The sequence below is a fragment of the Chitinophaga sp. Cy-1792 genome, from assembly GCF_011752935.1.
In the GTDB taxonomy this organism is placed as follows: Bacteria; Bacteroidota; Bacteroidia; order Chitinophagales; family Chitinophagaceae; genus Chitinophaga.
The window spans coordinates 2,134,865-2,155,345 of record NZ_VWWO01000001.1 but is presented as its reverse complement, the minus strand read 5'-3'; the positions used below and the strand labels follow the sequence as shown (position 1 = coordinate 2,155,345).

Sequence of the window (20,481 nt, the reverse complement as noted above, 5' to 3'; positions counted from 1 at the left end):
TTCGTTTATATATAACCGTTATTATCAACTATGCCCCTGAACATCATGGTCAGGAATTGTCTGATAGTTTTCTTTCATCTTAGCCAGCTTTTCTTTACCATAGGTCAGTTTCGTGATTACCACGAACAGCACCGGTACAATAAAGATCGCCAGGAAGGTAGCAGTAAACATACCACCCAATACGGTCCAACCCATTGTTTTACGGGCTTCCGCACCAGCGCCGGATGCCAGCACCAGCGGCAGAATACCTAACAGGAAGGCCATGGAGGTCATCACGATCGGACGCAGACGCAATTTCGCTGCTTCCACGGCTGATGTTACCACGTCCATACCTCTGTCTACACGCTCTTTCGCAAACTCTACGATCAGGATCGCATTCTTCGCGGAAAGTCCAATCAGTGTGATCAGACCGATCTGCGCATATACGTTGTTACTCAGCTTAGGCAGGAAGGTCAGCACCGTGATGGCACCAAAGGCACCAATAGGTACTGCCAGCAGTACGGAGAACGGTACAGACCAGCTCTCATAAAGCGCCGCCAGGAAGAGGAATACAAAGACAATAGACAATATGAAGATGTATACTGTTTTACTACCCGATAAAATCTCTTCTCTACTCAATCCGGAGAATTCATACCCATAACCGGCTGGTAATTCCTTCGCTGCTACTTCCTTCAATGCATTAATCGCATCGCCGGAACTGTAGCCAGGTGCAGGGTTACCGTTGATCTCCGCAGAGCGGAAAAGGTTATAGTGGGAGATTACCGGCGCGTTTTCAATCACTTTGTAAGAAGTGAGTGCGCTCAGCGGCACCATACTACCAGCCGCGTTACGAACAAATAACTGGCTCAGGTTTTTGATGTCGCCACGGTAAGAAGAATCCGCCTGTGTTACTACACGGAAGTTACGGCCATAGATCGTGAAATCGTTTACATAGGCAGAACCCATATAGGTCTGCAATGCAGAAGCAATATCAGAGATCTTCACACCCATCTTCTTCGCTTTTTCACGATCGATATCCAGCTGGTAACCAGGTGTACGTGCGGTAAAGAAGGAGAATGCCTTCGCAATTTCCGGACGCTGGTTAACAGCGGTGATGAATTTCTGTAACACGCCTTCAAAAGCCTTGATATCACCGGCGCCACGCTGTTGCAATACAAAGGAGAAACCTGCCGTCTGTCCCAGACCAGGGATCGCCGGCGGCGGAATAACTACCACACTGGCTTCTTTATACTTACTCAGTTTTTTCTGCAAGGTGGCTACCAGTCCGAATACATGCAGGGAATCAGGCTTACGCTCGTCCCATGGTTTCAGCTGACAGAAGATTGTACCACTGTTGGATTTGGTAGCGAAGCTCACCGCATTCAAACCTCCCAGTGCCGCGAAATGCGCGATACCAGGTGTTTCCTGGATGTCTTTCATCATCTTCTGCATAGTTGCTACCGTGCGCTCTGTGGAAGAAGATTCCGGTAAGTCGAAGGTGATAATGATACGTCCGTCATCTTCTGTAGGAATAAACCCGGAAGGTTTGGACTTGAATAACATTACCGTACCTACGAACAGGCATATCAAAATGACCATCACATAGCGGGACCATTTGATACTTTTCTTCACCCCTACAGAATACCTGCTGGTAGTATGTCCAAACCAGCGGTTAAACTTAAAGAAGAATTTGTTCAGCCCTTTGGAATCTTTGCTGAGGTGCATCGGACGCAGGATCAGCATACATAATGCCGGTGTCAGCGATAGCGCCACAAATGCAGAAATCAGTACAGAGATCGCAATAGTGATCGCAAACTGCTGATACAGGCGACCTACGATACCAGGGATAAATCCTACTGGTACGAATACTGCCGCCAGAATGAGTGCAATCGCAATTACCGGCCCGGAGATTTCTTTCATCGCCTGGATGGTAGCATCCTTCGGCGACATCTTCTCATGGTCCATATTATGCTGTACCGCTTCCACCACCACGATCGCATCATCCACCACGATACCGATCGCCAGTACGAAACCGAAGAGGGTCAGGGTGTTGATGGTAAAGCCGAGTGGTATGAAGAAGATAAACGTAGCAATAATAGATACCGGAATCGCCAGGATAGGGATGATAGTCGCCCTCCAGCTCTGCAGGAAGAGGAATACCACCAATACCACAAGGATCAGGGCTTCCACGAGGGTATGTACCACCTCTTCGATGGATACTTTCACCACGGAAACGGATTCGAAAGGTACTACGTATTCTACGTCGCTAGGGAAAGACTTCTTCAGCTCTTCCATGGCAGCGGTTACGTTGGCAGCGGTTTCAATCGCGTTACTACCCGGCGCCTGGTATACGAGCAGATAAGCTGCACGTTTACCATCTACGAAGTTATTACCGGAATAGTTGAATTTACCCAGCTGTATACGTGCTACATCTTTCAGGTATACCAGTGATCCATCGCTCGGGCGTGTTTTCACGATGATATTTCCGAATTCTTCCGGCGTCTGTAAACGGCCCTGGGTGAAGATATTGTATTCGAATGTTTGTCCGGTTGGCTGTGGAGGTGCACCTACGGAACCTGCGGTGATCTGCGCGTTCTGTTCCTGGAGTGCGGCTTTGATATCATCAGCGGTAACACCCATCTGCGCCAGTTTATCAGGCTGCAGCCAGATACGCATGGAGAAGTCATCCGCACGGGTGAAGATATCACCCACCCCTTTTGCACGGAGCAACGCATCTTTTACATATACGTTGGTATAGTTGTCGAGGAAGGTAATATCGTGTGTGCCTTTAGGTGAGTATAACGCTACCAGCATCAGGATGCTTGGGTTACGCTTTCTAACGGTCAGACCTAAACGTTGCACTTCCTGTGGCAGGGTTGGCTGTGCGATACCTACACGGTTCTGCACGTCCAGCGCTGCGATATTGATATCTGTACCTACTTCAAAGTTCACGGTCATACTCATCTGACCAGAGCTGGTGTTGTTGGTAGAGATATAAGTCATTCCTGGTGTACCGTTTACCTGCACTTCCACGGGAGTGGCTACTGTCTGTTCAACAGTCTGTGCATCGGCGCCGGTATAGGTACCGGTTACCTGTACGGTGGGGGGCGAGATTTCAGGATACTGCCCGATCGGCAGGTTCATCATCGCCAATAATCCCACCAGTACCAGTACGATAGAAATTACTATCGCTGTTACCGGTCTTTTAATAAAAGTATCTGCAATCATGTTCTAAAGTTGAGTCTCGTGAACTTATTTCTTCGCTGCTGCTTCTGGTGGAGCAGGGATGCCTATCTGAATCTTGCCGCCATCGCGTAAGCGCTGGAAGCCTTCTGTAATAACCTTTTCGCCTTGCTGTATACCATCCATGATTACAATCTGGTCGCGCATTTTAGGGCCCAGGTGTACTTTACGTTGTTCTGCGATGCTGTCTTTAGCTACAAACACGAAGAATTCGCCCATCTGTTCGGTGATGGCTTTGTAAGGGATAATGAGCCTGTCGCCGGAAGCCTGGTTGAGTACATTCAGTACACAGCTCATGCCTGCTTTCAGTCTGTTATCCGGGTTATTGAACTGGATACGTACTTTGATGGTTGCCGTCTGGTTATCCACACCGCGATCGATCGCAAAGAGGTGGCCTGTCTGATTATAGGCAGTACCATCGGAGAGCGATAATCTGAAGGTGGTATCACCAGCTTTCGACTTACCCTGCATTTCGGCGTAGCGGCCGATTTCATTTTCAGGGATTACGAAATCCACGGCGATAGGGTTTTCGCTGGAGATAGTATTTAATAAGGTAGATCCCGGGGTGATCTGTGCGCCGAGTTTTACCTGGGAAATACCGATACGGCCGGTGAAAGGCGCTTTGATCAGCGAGTAGTCGAGGTCCGTACGGGCAGCGAGCAGACTAGCCTGTGCAGCTGCGAGTGAGCTGCGGGAGGTTTCCAGGGCTGCCTCTGCGTTATCAACGATCTGACGTGCTACCGCATCCTGTTCTACGAGGCGTTTGTAACGGTCGTCATCTTTTTTAGCCTTGTTGTAGTTCGCCTGTGCGCTAGACACACTTGCCTGTGCCTGCTGGTACGCAGCTTCATATTTGCGGCGATCAATTTCATAGAGGGTCTTACCTTTCTGAACTACTTCTCCTTCCTGGAAGAAGATACCGGTAATAAATCCGGCAACCTGAGAACGAAGTTCTACCTGGTTCAGTGCTACAACGGTAGCTGGGTACTTATCATAATAAACGGCCGGTGCCACGGTTGCCTCCGTAATATTCACCGCAGTAGGGGGCATTACAGGAGCGCCTTTTTGCTCAGGGCCTTTGCAGGCAGTAAAGGCTAAAACGCCGGCAGCGCTTAAAAAGACAAGGTGATTCATTTTTTTCATATCCGTTCCGGTTACCATTTAATAATTTACTGTTAAGGTTCCTAATGCTTTCTGCAGATCGATTTTACTGCTCAGTACCTGGTACATCGCGTTGTAGTAGCTCAGCTGAGCAGTACGCAGTTCCGTTTCAGAGATCAGTACATCGAGGTAGGTTTTAATGCCTTCCTTATATTGAAGCTGCAGCAGATTATATACATCCTGTGCCATCGCCACGTTTTCCTTTAAAGTCATATAGTCGTTCAGGTTACTTCTATATGCTGCCATCGCCTGTGTATATTGCGTATTTACAGCGCTGGACAAAGATTCAAAATCCCATTTGTTACGTTCCAGCTGTAACTCTGCCATTTTGATGTTGTGTACACGCTTTCCTCCCTGGAAAATAGGCAGGCTCAGTTTTAAACCCAGCAGGGAGTTGGGATAATTGTTATTATAGAGTTTGCCGAAGTCCTGGTTCTGATAGGCAAAGGCATAGTTAACAAATGCAGATACTGTAGGCAGATATCCCCATTTGTTATAGCGTACGTTTGCTTCCAGCAGACTTTCCTGTGTTTTCAGCAATTTGTATTCTATCCTGTTATGATAATCAGGGGTGATACTGGTATCGCTGTTGTTTACTTCAGCCACCATGGTAGTGGTATCGCCTGAGATGAGGATATCTGCGGAAGATGTTGGATATCCGAGTAGTTGTTTCAGGTAAGCCTGTTTGGAACTGAGTAATTCCATGGCAGCTTTCTGTTGTGCTTTTGCGTTGTTGAGAGAGATCGTCGCTCTTTTGTAGTCGGTTTTATCCACTACACCGCTCTGATACTGGTTATAAGCATCTTTCAGCGATCTTTCGAGGCGGAGGATATCTTCGCTGAGCACATTGATCTGTTGCTGTGTAAGCAACACATCATAATAGGCTTTACTAACGTCCGACACCACATCTATCTGGCTGCGGGTAGTATTTTGCTGGCTTTGGGTACGCACTTCCTTTGCTGTTTTGCTGGCGAGCAGGAGATCGCGGGTAAACAGGTTCTGGTTTAGTGTGAAGGTAGCAGCAGAGTTGTTGGCCACGCCTACTTTAGTAGGATTCCCACCGAAGATGGAGGTAGGTAATTCCAGGTAGTGCTGCAGGTTTGCATCTACAGATACCTGTGGGTACCAGTCGGCCAGCTTACTTTTTACTGTTCTGTCGGTGATCGCCTCATCAATAACGGATTGATGCAGTACAGGCTGATGTTTCAGCGCATAGCGGATACAATCCTCCAGAGTGGCTGTCGAAGGCAGTAGGTCGTTAGATTGCTGTGCGTGAAGTTGGCCGGAAAATAATAATCCGCACGACACAGCTAACAGGTAAAATGCTCTTTTCATAAAAGGCTTTTGACATTCAGTTCTTCTTTGTTCCAATCTCAGACAATAAAAGTTGGATAACGTAGATGCATATACGCAGATACATAGTAGTTATAGCCAGTTCATCGTCCATATCATATCGCAGGCCATTGTGCTGGCGCTGAGACAGAATAATTTTAGTGCATAGTATTTACAAATGCAGTGCAGCTGCAGATAACAGGTAGGTTCTCAGGTAAAACAACTTAAATCTCAGGTAAACAACGGGCTTTTGTATACCAGGTTAATTTTTAACGAGGCGCTAAGATAGTATTCTAAAAAGAAAAATCCACCCGGTCGGGTGGATTTTAACAATTACATGAAGTTCGCGGCCGATCATCCTTTATTTCGACCGCTGTTAATATGTTTTTCCGCATGATAAGAAGATCGAACTAACGGTCCGGCCTCTACGTAGTCTAAACCGATGTTATATCCTATCTCGCGTAATTCTGCAAATTCATCCGGGTGAACGAAGCGAACAACCGGCAGGTGCTTAGGAGTTGGCTGAAGATACTGGCCTAATGTAACTACATCACAGCCGTTATCATACAGGTCCTGCATGGCTTGTACTACTTCTTCCTTGGTTTCACCGAGGCCGAGCATGATACCGCTTTTTGTGCGCATGCCACCTTCTTTGAGCCTGCGGATTACTTCGAGGCTGCGGTGATATTTAGCCTGGATACGTACCTGCTTGGTAAGGCGTTCTACGGTTTCCAGGTTATGGGATACGATTTCAGGTGCTACATCAATGATACGCTGAAGGTTTTCCCACTGACCGCGAAAATCAGGGATCAGGGTTTCCATGGTGGTATCCGGGTTGAGGGCACGTACTGCCTTGATGGTGTTTGCCCAAACGATGGAGCCACCATCTTTCAGTTCGTCGCGGTCTACAGAGGTGATAACGGCATGTTTCACCTTCATCAGGTAGATCGCTTCTGCAACACGTTGAGGTTCATCATGATCTACAGGGTCAGGGCGACCAGTGGCTACGGCGCAGAAGCCACAGCTACGGGTGCATATATTGCCCAGGATCATGAAGGTTGCCGTTCCGGCTCCCCAGCATTCGCCCATATTAGGGCAGTTGCCACTTTCACAGATGGTATGTAATTTATGGGTATCTACCAGGTTTCTAACCTGCTTGTAGCTTTCTCCTATCGGCAATTTAACACGCAGCCAGTCAGGCTTTTTCACTCTGGCAGTGGCTGGCTCGGCGGCTATTACGGGTAATTCTTGCATCGCTTACTCCTTTCTTTAGAAAAACAAAGGTAATACTTATCTCTTATTCCAGCGTTTTCCGAATTGAATGCTCAGATACGCATTAAATAAAAATTGCTTATTATAATCATTTACCATGATTGGAACCTTCTTGGTATAAAATTCTCCGTTGACACCAACCTCCAGCGCACTCACCACTTCATTGAAATGCGCCCAGTCGAAGCGCATACCCAGCTTGGCATGCAATCCGGGAATAACACTCAGCTCGCTCCATCCCTTACCAAAACCGCCACCGCCGTTAATAGCGTTAGGGTCCAGGAAGTTCTTGGCATTGGGATCGTTGGGATCATAGCGGATATCCGCCACCTGGTCATTGCCTACCATCACGTTGAGGTAATAAGGTTTCACCAGCCCGATAGAAACGCCTCCATAATAAATACCACTCACCTCTACTCCGTTCTTATTGGCTTTTCCCCCGATCAGGTAACGCTGCCCTACCCCCAGTTTTACCGGGTAGAAATTATTCTGCTTACCATAGATATAAGGCCTGGAAGTTACGCCCATATTGGTAAAGGCATATCCCTGACGTTTATCTTCCTTATCACTCTTCTTTTCAGAAAATTCGAACTGGAAGTAATTAACGACCTTACGGCTCTTACGGTAGCCCAGCTCAAAAAAACCTCCCCAGCCGTCGGTATTCAGACGACCACCGAGAGAGAAATCACGCTGGAATACATTCTCGCCTTCTTCTTGTTCTTTGAAAACCTTAATCCGCTTCAGCTTACGCTGTTCCTTGGATTTTTCATTGTTAGATGACGTTCCCGTAGACGTGGATTGGGCTTTCACAGTCCCGCAAATGGCTGAAATAAGGATGATCAAGTATAATTTTTTCACAGTAATTGGGCTGTTGATATATTATTAAACGCTTGGTTAAAGGTATTGTTATGTTACGAATATTAAAAATACAGTTATTTTATGGTTTGTTCACATTGCTTAACTTGCACTAAAATACCAAAAGCATCGTCATGAAAACATCAGAAATCGTATATACAGGATCGTTACGCACTACTGCAACTCATCTGCAGTCTGGCACCGTAATCGAAACAGATGCCCCAGTAGATAACAACGGCCTCGGCGAAAGGTTCTCTCCTACCGATTTAGTTGCCACCGCGCTGGGAAGCTGCATGCTCACCATCATGGGTATCAAGGCCCGCGATGCTCAGTGGAATATCGAAGGCACTAAAGTAAGCATCCAGAAAATCATGGGCACCGATCCACGCCGCATCACAGGCATCGATGTTACCTTTGATTTCCCTGCCGGCCACGGACTGGACGAAAAAGCCAGAACCATCCTGGAAAGAGCCGCGCATACCTGCCCGGTTGCCTACAGCATCCATCCGGATATCAAACAAAATATTGTGTTTAACTGGTAATTCCTGCTTTTTAAACTAAAAAATCCCGTCTCTACTGCGTAGAGACGGGATTTTTTTATGGTGGGATGTCTTTCTAAAAATAAGTATGATAAACGTTTATCAAAATACCTGTCAGCGTCAACGCTAACCCTACAAACCCTATATAGGCGCCATATAACGCGATGCCTTTCACACAGCTTTTCCATATTGGCTGGCCATAATTCCTACGCAATGCGATGATTAAATAAAGTGTAAAACAGCCCGCTAAAATCCAATGGAACAAACTGTTATCCAGGTACCGGCCTAAAGTCCAGAATAAAGGCAGGGTAATAGCCAGCACTATAAATACAAATGCATGTATGTGCAAGGTAAATATCGCATGATCTGCGTATAGCCATTGCTTATTCCTGTAAAATGCAACTTTCAGGAATAAGGCAAAAAACGGCAGACAAAAGAACATGATCTTGGGGAAGTTATGATAATATCCTTCCTCATAAACCCGCTCCCTTTCTTCCTGAGAATGATAATGCTTTAAAGCAGCAGCATCTGTCTGGATAAGCAATTTTGTCAGGCCGGTAAAATGTAGCGAATCAGGCAGCTGATGATTAATAGCATCAAACTCCTCCTGCGTAGTTACGGTTTCTATCTGTTCCAATAACGCATAATTCCTGATGGAAGCGGAATCGTTTTGCGCGACACCTGGCATGACTTTTCGCTTCATCAGCGTCAGTTCTTTAAAAGGCCCTAGTGTTATGACTTCCGTCTTACCATTTTCCTGCGTATGGTGTTCTTGTAATCCGGTAATCTGCTTTAGCCATGTCATATATATGAAGAATAATATGAATGAGGTAAACAGGTATAAGTTGATTGGATTCACATAGCTTACCCGTTTTCCAAGGCGATGTTCACGGGAAAGAAAGCCAGGTCTGGTAAAGAGGTATTTTAATGTCAGTAAAAACCTTGAATCATAATGGAAAATATCTGATACAAAGTGTTTAATAAGATGTCCAAAGGTTTCGTGTGGCGCTACATTTTCTTGTCCGCAATGGCTACAGTACCTGTCGGCTACATGTTTTCCACAATTCAGACAATTCCGATGCTGGCGTAAGGGTTGTGTTTTCAACGTGATCGTAGGGTTAAGAAGCTTTAAAAATATTAGTTTTTTCTGAAATGGAAAAATCAGCTGATAAATTATGTCATTATCTGTAAGCAGGCTGACCAGTTCCTGGTTATCTGCTGATCAGCCCCACCAGCTCATCTTCCCAACAACTTCACGCCTACCATACAATGCAGGCATCTCAACTCATCACAATAATATTTTTTCAAATGTAACAAACCCTGTGAAGCCACTGCGTTGTTAGCGACCACTCCTGCTTCTTTCCACCTTGCAAGTACCCTGTTTTCCTCTGCGGGCATAGCTCCCAGCCATTCCAGCGACTGTTGCTGCAGGTAAACGGAAGCTTTCATTTTACCATAGAAGTAACGCAGCGGCAGCACCACATTGATGATGATACTATTCAGCGCCTGTGTCCCCATTCCATGTGCGTTATCTACTTCCAGTCCGAAGCGGTAATGCGTTTTCCAATACGGCGACGGTTGTACGAAAAGCAGCTGCTTAATTTCCTCCAGGCTACCGGCTTCTGTCAGGGCTGCAAACAGCCGGGGCCGCTGTATCCACAAGGCTGCAAAGGTGGCCAGCCTGACAGTAGGAAAAGCCGAAGGCCTTATCCGTAGCCATTTCCAACTATGCGCCGGCACAGGAATAAGGTTATGCTTATGTTTCAGCCATTGGTAATCGCGCTGCAGGGCATTGGGCCAGTCATCTGAAAAGGTTGCCTGGAGCAGCCCCGCCTGCCCGAACAGCAATGCTTCCACCATGGCCGGATGATGGCGGTAACGCAGGAGCAGTGTTAGTGGCAGGTGCTTTACCACATCCAGCATGGGGCCACTGTTATGCGGCTGTCCGAAACCCTCTGCCAGCAAGTGATAACAAAGTTCCTCCCAGTCGTTGCAATTCTTCTGAAGCAGTGTTGTCCAACGGCGCATCCTGTGCTCCCAGCGCTCTGCCAGCAGCCTTTCCTGCCAGGAGAGCCAGTGCAGCGGAGATACCCGGGCCACCTGGCTGTGACAGGGCACAAAACCGGCACTGAGCTTGAGTGCAGCATACCTTTGCAACAGCAGTTTGGGGATATGCTGTTGCAATTCCAGGCAGGGCGCAGGAAACAGCAGTCCGGGCTTATCGTGGCAAAAGACCACATGCAGAATAATGTTCGCATACCGCGGGTCGTGGTGATGCGCATGGCGGTACCAGTCGGAGCTACAGAGATGTAATTCTACATTTCCGCTCCAGCGGGTAGCGCCCACGCTAATAGTAGCTGCGGTAAAATCGGGGCCGTCCTGATGGTTGGGAATCCCCGGATGTAGTACGGTAATGGCTTCGCCATCAGTTGTTTTAAGCGCCTGATGATTGTACAGGCGATGCTGCCAGATAAACTGGAACAGCTCTTCGGAGAGCAACGGGTTAACAGACATATAGATATGGTTGGTTTATATAAAAATATAGTAGAATAACGGGTAAATAATCAGGTGAGAAAAAAAAATTTTGTTCTGATTTGGAAATTTGATCCGGATGATGTTACCTTTGCACCCAGTTCTTACACATCACTTATCCAGAAAGGCGGAGGGTCTGGCCCGATGATGCCTTAGCAACCTTTCCTGAATTGCAAGTCAGGAAGATGGTGCTAATTCCTGCTCTTGAGTAAAATCGAGAGAAAGATAAGTTGGCAGAGATTAATCTTCACCTTAATATATTTGAAAGGCTCTTCCAACAAAAGGAAGAGCCTTTTTTTGTGCCCTTCTCTCTCACACCCTTCATGGATTTGTGGTTGTTTAAGTTAGATTTTAGTGATAAAGTTGCAGAATATTATTTCCATATTCTGACAATCATTAAAAACAGTTCTGACAATGAAAACAGCAACACAACTGATTCACAGCATTCCGGTAGATGAATTGACAGGTGCCATTTCAGTACCTATCTATCAGACATCGACGTTTGTGCAGGAATCGCCGGGCATCAACAAGGGATTCGAATTTTCCAGGGCCAACAACCCTACCAGGAAAGTATTGGAAGACCTGATCTGTAACCTCGAAGAAGGCTATGCCGGATTCGCGTTTGCCAGTGGCATGTCGGCTATTGATGCTGTTCTCAAACTCCTGAAAACCGGCGATGAAATCATGGCGGTAGAAGATACCTATGGAGGCATCTTCCAGATCTTCAACCACATGTTCGAAAGATTCGGTATTAAGGTAAACTTTGTTGATACCAGCAATACGGATAAAGTACTCGCTGCGATCACACCAAAAACACGTGTTATCTGGCTGGAATCTCCCACCAATCCTACACTGCGCATCACTGACATTAAATCTGTCAGCAAGATCGCCAAACAACATGATATTCTCCTTGTGGTAGATAATACCCTCAGCACACCGTTGCTGCAGCAGCCTATCACCCTCGGCGCCGATATCGTGATTCACAGCGCCTCCAAATACCTGGCAGGACATTGTGATGTAATTGCAGGACTGGTAGTGGTAAATTCCAAAGCACTGGCAGATCAGCTGAGGTACAACCAGAATATTTCCGGCAGTATCCTCAGCCCATTCGAAGCATGGCTCACTATCCGCGGAATAGAAACGCTGTGGCTGCGACTGGAAAAACAATGTGCCAATGCCACTGCCGTAGCCAACTGGCTGAGCACACATCCGGCAATTGATAAGGTGTACTATCCAGGGCTCGCCACCCATAAAAACCACCATATTGCCAGGAAACAACAAAAAAATTATGGCGGACTCGTTAGCTTCTCACTAAAGGCTGATAACATCAAAAATGCGATCCGTATCGTCAACGCAACAAAACTGTTTAAACTCGCAGAAAGCTTTGGCGGCGTGAAAAGTATGCTGGCACACCCTGCCACCATGACGCATCGCAACATACCGGAAGATTTCCGGAAAAAAACAGGTCTGCAGGACTCCTGTATCCGACTGTCTGTAGGCATCGAAGACGCAGAAGACCTGATCAACGATCTGAAACAGGCACTGGACAGACTCAACTCTCCTGCCGGCAAACAAATAACTGTTTTACAATAAAAGCGCGGAACATCGGCTGCTACAGCTCATTGATGACCGCACAATGATTGAAAAAGTATGGAAAATAAGATCATCAATTTAGGAATCTTCGGATTCGGTTGTGTAGGACAAGGCCTGTACGAAGTATTGAACAGAACAAAAGGTATTAATGCAAGAATCAAAAAAATCTGTATTAAAGACCCTAACAAATCAAGACCAATCGACAGCAGTTATTTCACTACTGATAAAAATGAAATTCTGGAAGATCCTACCATTGACGTAGTGGTAGAACTTATCAATGATACTGAAGCAGCATTTGAAATCGTAAGCACCGCCCTGCGTAACGGTAAAGCTGTAGTAAGCGCCAGCAAAAGAATGATTGCTGAAAACCTCGCTTCTCTTTACCAGTTACAGGCAGAAAATAAAGTTCCATTCCTGTACGAAGCCTCCAGCTGTGCAAGTATTCCTATCATCCGTAACCTGGAAGAATACTACGACAACGATCTGCTCAATGCAGTAGAAGGTATCTGTAACGGATCTACGAACTATATCCTTACCAAAATATTCGAAGAAAACCTGAGCTTCGAAACCGCCCTGCAACAAGCGCAGGACCTGGGCTTCGCAGAAACAGATCCAACCCTCGACATCGAAGGCTACGATCCTAAATTCAAAATTGTCATCCTGTTATTACACGCGTTCGGTACTTTCGTTAAACCGGAAGAAGTATTCAACTTCGGTATACACCACCTGAACGATTTCGATATCCAGTTCGCCAGACAACGTAATTCTACGATCAAACTCATTGGCCATTGCCGCCGGAACAACGGTAATGTCTTTGCCTTCGTGCTGCCACACCTCGTGAAAGAGCACAACCTGTTATACGATGTATACAACGAATACAATGGTATCTTACTGGAATCTGCATTTACCGATAAACAGTTCTTTGTAGGTAAAGGCGCCGGTGGTACCGCTACCGGTAGCGCTGTACTGTCAGACATTTCCGCGCTGCTGTACAACTATCGCTACGAATACAAAAAAATCAAACAAAACAATCAGCCGGCATTTACCAACGATGTTAAACTGAAAATCTATCTGCGTTATAAAACACCTGACCAGGTAGATCTCCACGAATTCTTCAGCATTGAAGAAAAGTATGAGTCAGCAGAATATCGTTATGTGGTGGGTACTATCAACCTGCAGAAACTGAAAGATGCACAGTGGCTTAAAAATAAAGACGTGAACCTGCTGGTTCTCGAATAGTAGTCCGGAACTTTTATTGTTAAAAGTTTTCTCATAAGCAAAATTGATCAAACACCAACCGCAATGCATTTCCGCAAAGCGGAACCAACCATCTCGACGGCGCAGTTTTCTGCGCCGTATTTATTTATAAAAATTGCCATTATAGCCGGATAACTCCAGAAAATGGTCTAAAGCAGTGGTATCAGCCTACACAGGACTGGAAGATGAACACAAGGCAACGATCGCGGCAATCAGTCCCAGCAGCACGATAGATCCTACTATAATAATCGGCCCCAGAAACAGGAACCAGTGATATTTAGGGTCCTTATAGATATCTTCTATTTCAGGGTTATAATAAGTTTCAATACAGCTATTACAGCGTAGCCATACATCCGTAGGACCAATAGGAAAAAAAGGAATGAAGAAAACATGAAAATACTGTTGCTGGATAATCACTTCCAGTAAATGCTCGTCATTGTCCGGGCAGTAAAGAACAGGATCAGCATACTTTTCAATCTCCGCGGTGCGCACGCCAAGGATAAAATGCATAGGATAGTATATTTAAAACAAATGAGAATATAGCTTTAACTTGTCCGGACTCAGAAAAACAGCTTTGCTATTCCTACCGCCAGGAAGAATAGTACAACCAGGAAAAGCCCCGTAAAAAGATACCAGAAATGCTTCACCTTACTATATGCAGCGGTAACCTTTTTGTTGCGGTAAGTCTTTTCACATATGCTGCATTTCACGAATACTTCTGTTGGGCCAGCTGGAAAGAATGGAATAAAAAAAACATGAAAATAAAGCTGATGAATGACGACATTCAGCATATGCCGGTTGTCGTTCGGACAGGCGATAATCGGATCGGGATGCTTCGTGATTTTGGCAGTCATACGGCCGTAGAGTAGGAACATAGGATAATAGGTTTCTACCGACAATGTATAGGAAATGCCCGAAAACAAAAAATCTCCTGCCTGTTACGACAGAAGATTTTTTGCATTGATCAGCAGTTATATATGGCTACTCTTTACCGAATCGTCGCTCCTGGATAATATCGTAATGCTTTACATAGTCGGGGTGCTCCGTTCCCATCACGCGGTCCCATACACGAAAATAAAGGCTGTAATTACCCTTAAACTTTGCATGATGGAGGTTATGGTAGGTAGAGGAATTCAGGATTTCAAAGAGAAATGACTTCCTGAAACCTTTAGGCATGATCTCATATCCCAGGTGTCCGTATACGTTAATCATCAGCGCCACGATGGTAAACAGTGCCAGGGATAAGGGATGCATCGGCATAATAAATACCAGCACCAGTACTACCCCACCTTCAGCAAAGGCTTCCAGCACATGGAAAGAATAAGCCGTCCATGGGCTGGGATTGGTAGATTTGTGATGTAATAAATGGGTGATGTTAAATAATTTAGGATGATGCAGCGTGCGATGCATCCAGTAGAAGTAGGTATCATGTACTACCAGGGCAAGGCCTACGCTCAGCGGTATCCACCAGATCGGATAATCGTTGAGGTCCATGTAGATAAAAGTATGTGGCTTGATCCATGGTGTAAACGCGAAAATTGCTACCAGTGCCAGGATGACGCTGGACATGGAAGAATGTACTATCTCTCTTAAAAAATCTTTTTTATCAGCAAATCTTTTAGGCTGGATTTTATTCTTTGTAAATCTTCCTGCAAAAACTTTATAGAACAGGTAAAACATAATACCTGCAATTACAAAGTAACGTAAAAGGTTAAACGCTGTTTCTGCGGCGACGTATCTGAAAAATGTTTCCATCTGACTATTTTTAAAAAAGGTCCCGGGAGATTGCTCTCCCGGGAACACTAACAACAACAGGGCTTTGCGTGGAATTTATATAAGGATTAATAGCCTTCGTTTTGCTTAATAGCAGGATTATTTACTAATTCTGTTTCCGGTATTGGCAATATCAGCTGATGTTCCGACCAGGGTTGTTTATCCGCCAGGCTGCCATAGATATCAACTGCTTTACCCGTACGTTTCATTTCGAACCAACGGAGGCCGCCTTCAGCAAAGAGCTCCACACGACGTTCCTGTGCAGCTGCTGCCAGTACCTGCTCCTGTGATTCAGCTGCCAGTGCAGGGAGACCTGCTCTGCTGCGGATGATATTCACATCTGCAATGGCTTCGGCCAGCTTATTATTGTGTGCATTTGCCTCTGCACGATTCAGGTAGGTTTCTGCCAGACGCAGCATCATTACGTCTCTATCCAGTGCTTTTCCTGCCGCATCGAGTGCCATTACCTTTATAGAGAAATAAATAGGAACACCATCGTAAGGAGCAACATCCGGAACAGGCACATAAGACATCCAGACCTTTTTCCGCTGATCCTTCGCCTCAAAAGCATCCGACAGGGATTTTGATAATCCAACTGCCGGATATGCATATCCCATCTGGTCTATTATCGCAAACGTAGCGGGATCTGTCAATGCTGCTGCCATATCAGCATTCATGATATTCATGAATGGTATAAAGTCAATTTCTGTTTCCAGGTAGTCTTTCCTTGTGGTTTCCTGGCGTAGCGTCCAGATAGCTTCTTTACTGCCACCTCTGAATACCTTATCCAGTGGCTGCAATGTGAATTCTCCGGAATTAATTACAGAATCAGCCATTGCAGCAGCATTAGCCCAATCTTTCTGATAAACATAGGTACGTGCCAGCAACGCTGCGGCAGCATATTTATCCGGATGAGTTTTAGCGGCGGCTGGCTCTGCGGGCATTAACTCCCAGGCATTTTTCAGGTCTTCAACGATCTGCTTATAAACATCTGCCGCAGGTGACTTACCTTTAGTGATATTCTGGGTGACATCTGTAGTGGTTACCAGGGGTACACCTCCGAAAGTATTCACCAGATAGAAATAGGAATAAGCTCTGCAGAACAGCGCCTGGCCGCTCAGCCGGCGACGGGCAGCCTCCGTTAACTTCATGGAAGTAGAAGCCTGGATACCTTCCAGCACAGCATTTGCGCCATAAATTACCTTATAGGCGCTGGACCATAAACTAGATGATAATACATCGGTCGGCTGAAACTGATTGTTATAAAAAGGAAGCAGCGGGTTTACCTCTGCTTTAACATGCAGGTATCCATCATCACCTATTAACAGTCCATATACATCAAATGAGCTGTTATAAAATGAAGGCGACTCCGGATAGTCAATCATATAGGAATATACCCCAGCCATGGCAGTAGCAGCTTTATCGTCTGTTTCAAAAACTGCTTCTGTACTTATATTTCCGATGGGACGGTCTATTTCGATTAATTTTTTACAGGAGCTCGTCATTAACATCAGTCCCGCTGTTCCTGTAATATATATTGATCTGATAATTTTTTTTCTGATCATCATCCTTTTTAACTTTAAAAATTAGAGTGTACAGTTAATACCAATATTTACCACGCGTTGGGGTACTGTACTAAGTGAAGTGGAAGGATCTACTCCATTATAGTTAGATAACAACAGTGCATTGTTAACAGCCAGTGAAATACTGGCCGACCTCATCCTCACTGTATTTAGAATGGATGATGGCAAGCCATAGCTCAAGACAACAGATTGCAATCTGAATAAGGTAAGCATTTTGTAGCTGGCATCAGATCCACCAAAAAAGTTAGTGTTGACCTCCGAATCCATAATTGCTCTCGGATACCTGGCGTTAGTATCTCCAGGTCCTTTCCAACGGCCATTGAACTGATCGTAGGTAACATTCTGATTAAGAAGTCCCATGCTGCCGTTATAAAGCAATTGGGCATAATATCTCCGGATATCTATATTGGCACTCAAAGAGAATGATTTTATCTGAAGCATGGTGGAGATACCACCATAAAAGGTTGGCTTTGTAGTATGTACAATTCGTTTATCTCCTGTTCCTAAAGGTACATTATCAAATACCTGAATCTTACCATCTTTATCATAGTCTTCTACTTTTGCCAACCCCGTTTGAGGGTCAATACCGAGAAAGTGATATAGATATATATCATCGAGTGAGCCACCAACTTTATACCTGTAAACATAATTCGAATTCTCAATACCATCGTATCGTTTCAATACGTTATTGACAAAGCTGGTGTTGTAATACAGCGACCAGTTAATATCTTTTTTCTTAATAATTTGTCCGCCCAATCTGAATTCCCAACCACTGTTCACCACTACTGCCGGCATATTGGCGAGTACTGTAGAAAATCCGGTAGTAGCAGAAGTACTGTAATCCAATAATTGATCAACACTTCTTTTATTGTACCAGGCAACATCTAATGACAGGCGTTCCTTTAAAAATGTTGCTTCCATAGCACCTTCGAACTGATAAGTTGATGGCCAGTGAAAATCTTTATTTGCCTGAATTTGTGGCAACATTGCTGAAATACCTTCATAGGGAGTCATAGCTATATTGGTAGAACCTGGAGCAAGTCCACTCCACTGTGTCATAAATTTATAATCTCCCACCATATCTGAGCCAGTAACACCGTAACTACTTCTGAACTTGAGACTGCTTACCTGTTCAGGTAATACATTTCTGGCCCAGGGTTCTTCAGATACTATCCAGGCAGCGGCAACAGAACCAAAGTTTCCAAACTGGTGTCCTGATCCAAACCGACTGCTTCCGTCTCTTCTGGCCGCAACATCCACCAGGTATTTATTACCATAGTTATAGCCTAATGTGGCATAAGCACCGGCATATTTGTATTGTGCTGCATAGTCAGTACTTGTCACTGATTTCGCATTAGTGATGGAATTCTGGAGATCTTTGTCCGTATAACCGCCTCCCATTAAATTGGTAAAGCTGGTTTGTGTTGCCTGATAAGTGGCCCCTACAGCTACCGTCAGTGATCCGTCACCTATAGACCTTGTGTAGCTGAGCCGTGGATCAAGGTTAACCGTCGCATTATTGGTAAAACCCCAGGACGAAGATCCTGTTGTCGTTCTCAATGCACCATCCTGGTAGCTTACATATGGCTGGGTAATCAATGATGATTTTCCGACAGACATATTATACCCGGTATTCATGGTGAATTGTAAACCATCAATAATAGTGTAGGAAAGGTTAATGCCACCTAAAATATTGTTCCCTTTTGTGATGGCCTTTCTTAACAAAACACCATACGGATATATTACAGTTTTAAAGGCGTCTATATTTAATGCACCAGTCGCAGTTGTTGGCAATGGTTGATCAGGTGCACTTGTAAGTATTGCCCCCATTGTTATCTGATCGTTTTTCGAAACAGTCATTGAACCCGTAAAATCCACATGGAGTTTATTATTTTTACTACCAGTTCCCAATGCAAAGTTTACACCACCAGATTCAAGTCCGCCATACAAACTGTTAATGCTTTTAGATCTGTTATAGTTGGCACTAAGGCGATAGTTAAGATTGGCAGAAGCACCGCTTAATGAGACATTTGCTGTTGTTTTTTTGCCGGTACCATTAAAGAAATACCTACTCCAGTCAGTACTTTTTGTGGTATCCCATTGCATAATATCAGGGGCAAAACCGCTGTTACTTGTAACAGCACTTGGCGTAAGGTTATGGGCAGCCAGCGCCTCTCTCCTTACCTGCATGTAGTCGGTGGTATTCAGAAAGTCGTTAAACCCGGCGGCGGTGGTGATACCTTCACTTAAGCTAATATCAAACTTATTCTGTCCTGGTTTTCCTTTTTTTGTTGTAATGAGTATAACACCATTAGCCCCCCTGCTGCCATAGATAGCGGTACTACCAGCATCTTTCAGTACTTCTATGGAGGCTATATCACGTGGATTGATCCCATAAAACAAGCTTACTGATGGCCCAATGCCTGATTGGTCTATTCCTAAAGAAAGCGGTGTTCCCGTTAGGGCCTCTTTCGTATAATCTGCCATCACCATCGGTATACCATCAATAATGATCAGTGGTTGAGTAGACATTGAATTACTAATGGTAGATCGTCCTCTGATTTCCATACGAACGGTTGCAGCAGGATTCGCATAATTGGTGGTGACCACCAATCCCGGCACTTTCCCTTCTAAAGCCTGCAATGGATTCTGTAGTGGCTGATCTTCTATTTCCTTACCAGAAACAGATACGATGTTACCAGTATTCAAACGTTTACTGGTTTTACCATATGCTTTTACCACTACTCCATCCAGCTCACTACTGGCCAGCTCCATCTGAAATGAATAAAAACGCTGATTGGCAAATGCCATTTTCAGCTTCCTCGTCTGGTAGCCTATATAAGAAACAGTCAGTTCCTCTCCATGTCTTAAACCTTTGAGTGTATATGCACCGTTAGCGTCCGTGAGTGCCCTCTTTTTTGTAAGAGAAGAACTCACAGATGCATTCTCCAGTGGCTTTCCCGTTTCATCTCTAACATAACCACTGATGGCTATGGTATCTACCACTTCCTTTTCCGCAGTTGCTTTCTCTATCTTACGTGCTGTATTTACAGACACTACTTTATTGGTAACGGTATATCCATAAGGTGTTCCCTGGAATACTTTACCAATCGCTGATTTTACATCTTCATCCTTTAATTCCAGGTTTACCGGATATGCGTTCGCGTTAATATCTTTCGGATATACAAAATAATACCCGGTCTGTTTTTCTATCTCTTTACAGGCCTTATCTATAGGCACATTTTTCAAACTAAGATTGACTGTTTGTGCAACTACTGCCGAAGGGAGCGCACATAAAAGCAGCGCGGCTCCTAAAGCCCGCTGCCACAGCGCTTTCCTTCCTTTGGTTGATTCAAGATACATGT

The 20,481-nt window shown here is 45.1% G+C and carries 15 protein-coding genes, 1 pseudogene and 1 riboswitch; of the genes and pseudogenes, 3 read left to right on the top strand and 13 right to left on the bottom strand.

Annotated features, from left to right (window positions below; genetic code table 11):
- Positions 1 to 24: 24 nt before the first annotated feature.
- From F3J22_RS08850 to F3J22_RS08830, 5 genes are all read right to left on the bottom strand, one after another.
- Entirely contained in the window at positions 25 to 3,207 is a 3,183-nt protein-coding gene (locus tag F3J22_RS08850) for an efflux RND transporter permease subunit (RefSeq protein WP_167016258.1), read from the bottom strand.
- A gap of 24 nt (positions 3,208 to 3,231) precedes the next feature.
- Positions 3,232 to 4,365, bottom strand: coding sequence for an efflux RND transporter periplasmic adaptor subunit (locus F3J22_RS08845; protein WP_167016256.1), 1,134 nt, complete (start codon positions 4,363 to 4,365; stop codon positions 3,232 to 3,234).
- A gap of 18 nt (positions 4,366 to 4,383) precedes the next feature.
- Positions 4,384 to 5,718 carry a TolC family protein gene (locus F3J22_RS08840; RefSeq protein ID WP_167016254.1) on the bottom strand — a complete coding sequence of 445 codons (1,335 nt, stop codon included), beginning with the start codon at positions 5,716 to 5,718 and terminating at the stop codon, positions 4,384 to 4,386.
- A 351-nt stretch (positions 5,719 to 6,069) separates the two neighbouring features.
- Positions 6,070 to 6,969, bottom strand: a complete 900-nt coding sequence (gene lipA, locus F3J22_RS08835) for a lipoyl synthase (protein WP_167016252.1) — start codon at positions 6,967 to 6,969, stop codon at positions 6,070 to 6,072.
- A 36-nt stretch (positions 6,970 to 7,005) separates the two neighbouring features.
- Complete coding sequence (locus tag F3J22_RS08830) at positions 7,006 to 7,794, bottom strand: hypothetical protein (protein ID WP_167016250.1); 789 nt, start codon at positions 7,792 to 7,794, stop codon at positions 7,006 to 7,008.
- Between the two features lie 179 nt (positions 7,795 to 7,973).
- On the opposite strand from F3J22_RS08830, the gene F3J22_RS08825 reads away from it, so the two are divergent.
- Positions 7,974 to 8,381: an OsmC family protein gene (locus F3J22_RS08825; RefSeq protein ID WP_167016248.1), complete on the top strand. Its 408-nt coding sequence runs from the start codon at positions 7,974 to 7,976 to the stop codon at positions 8,379 to 8,381.
- Positions 8,382 to 8,454: 73 nt separating this feature from the next.
- Here F3J22_RS08825 and F3J22_RS08820 read toward each other — a convergent pair whose 3' ends face one another.
- The 3 genes and pseudogenes from F3J22_RS08820 to F3J22_RS08815 form a co-directional block, all read right to left on the bottom strand.
- Positions 8,455 to 9,183, bottom strand: a complete 729-nt coding sequence (locus tag F3J22_RS08820; RefSeq protein WP_240155025.1) for a hypothetical protein — start codon at positions 9,181 to 9,183, stop codon at positions 8,455 to 8,457.
- A 21-nt stretch (positions 9,184 to 9,204) separates the two neighbouring features.
- Positions 9,205 to 9,483, bottom strand: a pseudogene (locus F3J22_RS30825) (DUF3667 domain-containing protein); the annotation flags it as partial.
- 131 nt (positions 9,484 to 9,614) lie between these two features.
- A complete protein-coding gene (locus tag F3J22_RS08815) occupies positions 9,615 to 10,892 on the bottom strand; it encodes a DUF2851 family protein (protein WP_167016244.1) in 1,278 nt (425 codons plus the stop codon).
- 130 nt (positions 10,893 to 11,022) lie between these two features.
- Positions 11,023 to 11,142: riboswitch (SAM riboswitch) on the top strand.
- 182 nt (positions 11,143 to 11,324) lie between these two features.
- Here F3J22_RS08815 and F3J22_RS08810 point away from each other — a divergent pair.
- Together F3J22_RS08810 and F3J22_RS08805 are read left to right on the top strand one after the other, a co-directional pair.
- A complete protein-coding gene (locus F3J22_RS08810) occupies positions 11,325 to 12,503 on the top strand; it encodes a PLP-dependent aspartate aminotransferase family protein (RefSeq protein WP_167016242.1) in 1,179 nt (392 codons plus the stop codon).
- A gap of 57 nt (positions 12,504 to 12,560) precedes the next feature.
- Positions 12,561 to 13,742 carry a homoserine dehydrogenase gene (locus F3J22_RS08805; protein ID WP_167016240.1) on the top strand — a complete coding sequence of 394 codons (1,182 nt, stop codon included), beginning with the start codon at positions 12,561 to 12,563 and terminating at the stop codon, positions 13,740 to 13,742.
- 186 nt (positions 13,743 to 13,928) lie between these two features.
- Here the strand turns inward: F3J22_RS08805 and F3J22_RS08800 are convergent, their stop codons facing one another.
- The 5 genes from F3J22_RS08800 to F3J22_RS08780 all read right to left on the bottom strand — a co-directional run bounded on the left by F3J22_RS08800 (position 13,929) and on the right by F3J22_RS08780 (position 20,479).
- Positions 13,929 to 14,270, bottom strand: a complete 342-nt coding sequence (locus F3J22_RS08800) for a hypothetical protein (RefSeq protein ID WP_167016238.1) — start codon at positions 14,268 to 14,270, stop codon at positions 13,929 to 13,931.
- 50 nt (positions 14,271 to 14,320) lie between these two features.
- Positions 14,321 to 14,635 carry a hypothetical protein gene (locus tag F3J22_RS08795; protein WP_167016236.1) on the bottom strand — a complete coding sequence of 105 codons (315 nt, stop codon included), beginning with the start codon at positions 14,633 to 14,635 and terminating at the stop codon, positions 14,321 to 14,323.
- 106 nt (positions 14,636 to 14,741) lie between these two features.
- Complete coding sequence (locus tag F3J22_RS08790; RefSeq protein ID WP_167016233.1) at positions 14,742 to 15,515, bottom strand: sterol desaturase family protein; 774 nt, start codon at positions 15,513 to 15,515, stop codon at positions 14,742 to 14,744.
- Between the two features lie 86 nt (positions 15,516 to 15,601).
- The gene (locus F3J22_RS08785) at positions 15,602 to 17,101 is read right to left on the bottom strand and encodes a RagB/SusD family nutrient uptake outer membrane protein (RefSeq protein WP_167016231.1); all 1,500 of its coding nucleotides are present in this window, start codon (positions 17,099 to 17,101) and stop codon (positions 15,602 to 15,604) included.
- A gap of 18 nt (positions 17,102 to 17,119) precedes the next feature.
- Positions 17,120 to 20,479, bottom strand: coding sequence for a SusC/RagA family TonB-linked outer membrane protein (locus F3J22_RS08780; RefSeq protein ID WP_167016229.1), 3,360 nt, complete (start codon positions 20,477 to 20,479; stop codon positions 17,120 to 17,122).
- Between the last annotated feature and the right edge of the window lie 2 nt (positions 20,480 to 20,481).

What these genes read in the sequence shown, in the direction of transcription:
- F3J22_RS08850 (WP_167016258.1), bottom strand. Translation starts at nt 3,207, where the DNA reads ATGATTGCAGATACTTTTATTAAAAGACCGGTAACAGCGATAGTAATT.
- F3J22_RS08845 (WP_167016256.1), bottom strand. Translation starts at nt 4,365, where the DNA reads ATGAAAAAAATGAATCACCTTGTCTTTTTAAGCGCTGCCGGCGTTTTA.
- F3J22_RS08840 (WP_167016254.1), bottom strand. Translation starts at nt 5,718, where the DNA reads ATGAAAAGAGCATTTTACCTGTTAGCTGTGTCGTGCGGATTATTATTT.
- lipA (WP_167016252.1), bottom strand. Translation starts at nt 6,969, where the DNA reads ATGCAAGAATTACCCGTAATAGCCGCCGAGCCAGCCACTGCCAGAGTG.
- F3J22_RS08825 (WP_167016248.1), top strand. Translation starts at nt 7,974, where the DNA reads ATGAAAACATCAGAAATCGTATATACAGGATCGTTACGCACTACTGCA.
- F3J22_RS08820 (WP_240155025.1), bottom strand. Translation starts at nt 9,183, where the DNA reads ATGACATGGCTAAAGCAGATTACCGGATTACAAGAACACCATACGCAG.
- F3J22_RS08815 (WP_167016244.1), bottom strand. Translation starts at nt 10,892, where the DNA reads ATGTCTGTTAACCCGTTGCTCTCCGAAGAGCTGTTCCAGTTTATCTGG.
- F3J22_RS08810 (WP_167016242.1), top strand. Translation starts at nt 11,325, where the DNA reads ATGAAAACAGCAACACAACTGATTCACAGCATTCCGGTAGATGAATTG.
- F3J22_RS08805 (WP_167016240.1), top strand. Translation starts at nt 12,561, where the DNA reads ATGGAAAATAAGATCATCAATTTAGGAATCTTCGGATTCGGTTGTGTA.
- F3J22_RS08800 (WP_167016238.1), bottom strand. Translation starts at nt 14,270, where the DNA reads ATGCATTTTATCCTTGGCGTGCGCACCGCGGAGATTGAAAAGTATGCT.
- F3J22_RS08795 (WP_167016236.1), bottom strand. Translation starts at nt 14,635, where the DNA reads ATGTTCCTACTCTACGGCCGTATGACTGCCAAAATCACGAAGCATCCC.
- F3J22_RS08790 (WP_167016233.1), bottom strand. Translation starts at nt 15,515, where the DNA reads ATGGAAACATTTTTCAGATACGTCGCCGCAGAAACAGCGTTTAACCTT.
- F3J22_RS08785 (WP_167016231.1), bottom strand. Translation starts at nt 17,101, where the DNA reads ATGATGATCAGAAAAAAAATTATCAGATCAATATATATTACAGGAACA.
- F3J22_RS08780 (WP_167016229.1), bottom strand. Translation starts at nt 20,479, where the DNA reads ATGTATCTTGAATCAACCAAAGGAAGGAAAGCGCTGTGGCAGCGGGCT.